Origin of the sequence: uncultured Candidatus Puniceispirillum sp., assembly GCF_963979125.1 — a bacterium.
Lineage (GTDB): Bacteria > Pseudomonadota > Alphaproteobacteria > Puniceispirillales > Puniceispirillaceae > Puniceispirillum.
Map to the genome: position 1 here is coordinate 1 of NZ_CAXBVX010000142.1, position 3,552 is coordinate 3,552.

The following is a 3,552-nucleotide window of genomic DNA, read 5'->3' on the forward strand; positions in this document are numbered from 1 at the left end:
TTGCGCGATCATCCGCCTGCCCCTTTTCAATAATCTCAAAAACACGTTTCTGGCTTATCATCGCACAAGGTTACTTTGCTGTTCGCTTGCACATGAAATCGGTCTGACAGTTTAGAAAAGCCGACATGCTAAGTGTTAGCTGTTCAAGGCCTGTTCCATGCCGTTTATAAATACAGATCCGTTCACCACTTTCATTGTCGATATATGTCCGTAAAAGCCGGCATTGGGTGTTGCTGGTCGAGCTATCAACCGCGCGACGGCGACATTCGGCCTTTTCCCGCCCAAGAATTGTCTGTGGCCATTTCAGCCTTTTATTCGACCATAAGGTACAGTGGGCAGATGATTCACTGCCCTGATAGGTCTTGCCGCCAGCAAGTGCCGGCTGCATGCCCAAGCCAGACAGCAGAACCAGTAAAACCAATGATAGGCGAACCCAAAATCTCATAAATCAAAATCCAAACACATATCGCCGTGGCATCGCGCAAAACGCATGCCTGATCCGTATATAACGACATTCTAATGAATAATTGAAGCCCTGAAAAAATACCGCCGGAAAACAGCCCTGTTCATCGCATCTGCCTATGCATTCTGTAATCACCGAAAATTGCATAGTCTTGCAAGCGCCATCAATGCCGCATAAGGCTGCGTATCAATGGTTTATTTTTTGCAGCAAGCGAACCGATTTTGCAGTGATCATCCCGCCGCTTGCTTCATTGAATTCAAGATAATGGCTTGCCTGTTTATGGCTTTCAAAAGCGGCGGCATCATCATAAAGTTCATAAAGGAATATCGTCGTTGGATTTTGCGGGTCTTGCGTGATGTCGAATTGATGACAACCAGCCTCATTCGCCAGTGATTCTGCAGCATTTTTCTGCATGATTGGCAAAAAGGCAGCAAGACTTGCCCGTTCAATTTCAAAATCAACACATACTGCGAGCATCTTTGGCCTCCCCTTTACAAAAACATATCGTGCCGTGATATGGCGTCATGCGGCAAGCAAAACCCGCCATGATCAAAACAAAAGCCAGAAATATGATTTAATCGACCGAATCCTGATCGGAAAGCCGGAAAATTCGCACTTGCGGATAATCATCATAAACCAGATCAAACAACCCATCAGCAGTTTCGCCATGGTGAAATAATTTTAAATAGCTGCTATCGGCAAAGCGGAACTGGCTGTCCTGCCATTGCCCTTGATCTATATCCCAACTGGCGATTTTGGTGATTGCCTGCATCCACCCAGCCATCTCACCGGTAAGCACCAGAAAGATTGGCCGCGTTGGCCGTGTTTGACGTGCCTTGATCAGCTGGTAAAACCCGCCCGCATCGCCTTCATACCAATCAATCAGGTGACGGCCATCACGCACCAGAAACCGCAAAATTGCCGCCGTTTCGTGCAAATCGTCAGTGACCATCGCGCGTGCGAAAAAATACGTCGTTCCAACAGCCGATCCGCCGCCATCATGCAAGGTTGGTGCGCCATTCAAAAATCGGGACGCGTACCCATAATCCCACCAGCTGGCAACAACTGGATCATCGGCACGGTCTTTTAACATGGCAAAGGCCGACATAACCGGCTTTGGAAACGATGGTTGCGGCATATAATCAGTCGGACTTGCCAGATAGGTCATTCCAAACATCGCAACGGCCGCCATAGTCCCAGCAAAGCCGTGATCAACAGCAAATCGTGTCGGTGCCATATATGTCACGGCAAAGCGGCATATCGTGATGAAAAGCCAAGCACCACCAAACCAGAACGCCGGTGCCGCATAGAAGATTGCCCGATTGCCAAGCACTGCATTAAATAAAACAAATCCGGCAAGCGGCGCATAGGCAATCGCGATTACCGGATGGCGCAATGCCAGCAAAAACAATCCCAAGGCACAAAACCAGCCAAGCCATAAATCGCCAGTCAGCCACAAGAAAATTTGCGAAATATCATAGCTTTGAACCTCGCTAACAGTTCCAAGCAGATTGGGAAACCGAAACCCGCTTTGGCTAAAATAGGGCTGGATATAGGAACTTGCCAAACTATTCGGCATTGCAATATCAGACAATAACAGCACAATCACCGCGCCGAAAACCGCGCCGCGCCAGTCGCGCCGCACAACAAGCCGCAACCAGATAAAGGCGATAACCGGCATGACAATCAATTCGGGCCTGCCATACCACCAATTAAACAAATAGGCACCCACCCCCATTGTCAGGATTGCCGCAATGCCCCCCAGCTTTCCCTTGACCGTTCCAGCCCAAAAAGCCAGACCAAATAACAGATAGAAAAAACCAAGATTCAACTGATCAGTATCAATACGCCCCGCCGCAGACCGCGACAGATAGGAAAAAGACAGGCCACCCCCAAGCGCCGCTAACGCGCCTTCCAGCCAATAGCCCGCCATACCAAAGGCAAAAGCAATCATCACTGTGGTGATTGCCGCCGTCACCGGGATCAGCCAATGGCCAGCCTTGGCGATTTCGACACGCCCGGCATCATTGGCAATCATCGCAATCACCACCGACAATAGGGGCGCATCGCGCCACTGGTCAAAATTGCCATCATAAATTAGTGTTTTGCGAATTACCTGATTTGGGAAAGACCGGCCTTGGTCAAAGGCTTGCAGCGTCCTGCCCCGTTTTAATTCGGTGGCAATTCCCAAAAAATAGGGAGCATCAGCCGTTGAAAATAGCGGCATTTCGTCAAGATGCGTGATTTGGGGCTGCGCTTTCCACGCGGCATATTGCCGATTACGAACATCATAATTGACGGCAGCCGCAAACAACACAAAAAGACAAGCAGCAGCTATGTAAATACGGCCCGATAATGGCCGCAGCGATAAATGCCGCTCAATAAATGCGGAATGACGCATCTGCCACCGGTTTAAAAACCCCAACAAAAATGGAAAAAAAGCTGCGAACAGACCGGCACCCAAAACAATAAACCAACGTCATAGATTGGCGATATCACCATCGCGCCAAAGCGATACTGGCCTGCCATCTATTATATTAATTTATCATAATTAACCTTTGGTTGCGGTTACCCAGCAAACCAGCCAGTCACCATCGGCCCGAGATAGTGAAAGATTGCCCAGATCAGAACAATCAAAACCCCGATTGCAACAAGCAATGTTTGCAGAAAATCCTGAATCAAGGCGGTGACAAGCTGTTTGGTCAAAAGCGGCCCAAAGGCGATATAGCTAACGATAAGCGAGACCGGAAACGTCAAATAGACAATGGTTGAAATTACCCAGAATTTGATCATGCCCATCTTTGTAAAGGGGTTCTGTTCGGCCGCAGTGTTATCTTGATTTTGCATATCAGATCAGCCCTGAAAAACGGGGGGGTTTTGTGCGAAGCATCAAAACCAGCGCATTTTACGAAAAATAACGATTTGCAAGCCAACCACCAGCGCCAGCATGCCGCAGAAAACCAGAAAGGCCTGCGGGTTTTCAGCGCCCGGAATACCGCCAATATTAATCCCAAGAAGCCCTGTTAAAAACCCGAGTGGCAGAAAAATTGCCGCGACAACCGACAATGCATACATATTTTTATTCAGCC

Annotated in this window: 5 protein-coding genes; all 5 read right to left on the bottom strand. The window is 48.6% G+C overall.

What is annotated here, in order from left to right; genetic code table 11:
- Positions 1–70: 70 nt before the first annotated feature.
- Positions 71–445 (bottom strand): hypothetical protein, encoded by a 375-nt coding sequence (locus ABNT28_RS10340; protein ID WP_348721545.1) that lies wholly within the window; start codon positions 443–445, stop codon positions 71–73.
- Between the two features lie 204 nt (positions 446–649).
- Entirely contained in the window at positions 650–940 is a 291-nt protein-coding gene (locus ABNT28_RS10345; RefSeq protein WP_348721546.1) for a putative quinol monooxygenase, read from the bottom strand.
- A gap of 97 nt (positions 941–1,037) precedes the next feature.
- Complete coding sequence (locus ABNT28_RS10350; RefSeq protein WP_348721547.1) at positions 1,038–2,864, bottom strand: hypothetical protein; 1,827 nt, start codon at positions 2,862–2,864, stop codon at positions 1,038–1,040.
- A gap of 167 nt (positions 2,865–3,031) precedes the next feature.
- Positions 3,032–3,310 (bottom strand): PTS beta-glucoside transporter subunit IIABC, encoded by a 279-nt coding sequence (locus ABNT28_RS10355; protein ID WP_348721548.1) that lies wholly within the window; start codon positions 3,308–3,310, stop codon positions 3,032–3,034.
- Between the two features lie 42 nt (positions 3,311–3,352).
- Positions 3,353–3,552 (bottom strand): CorA family divalent cation transporter (locus ABNT28_RS10360; protein ID WP_348721549.1); only part of this gene is annotated, 200 nt, incomplete at its 5' end.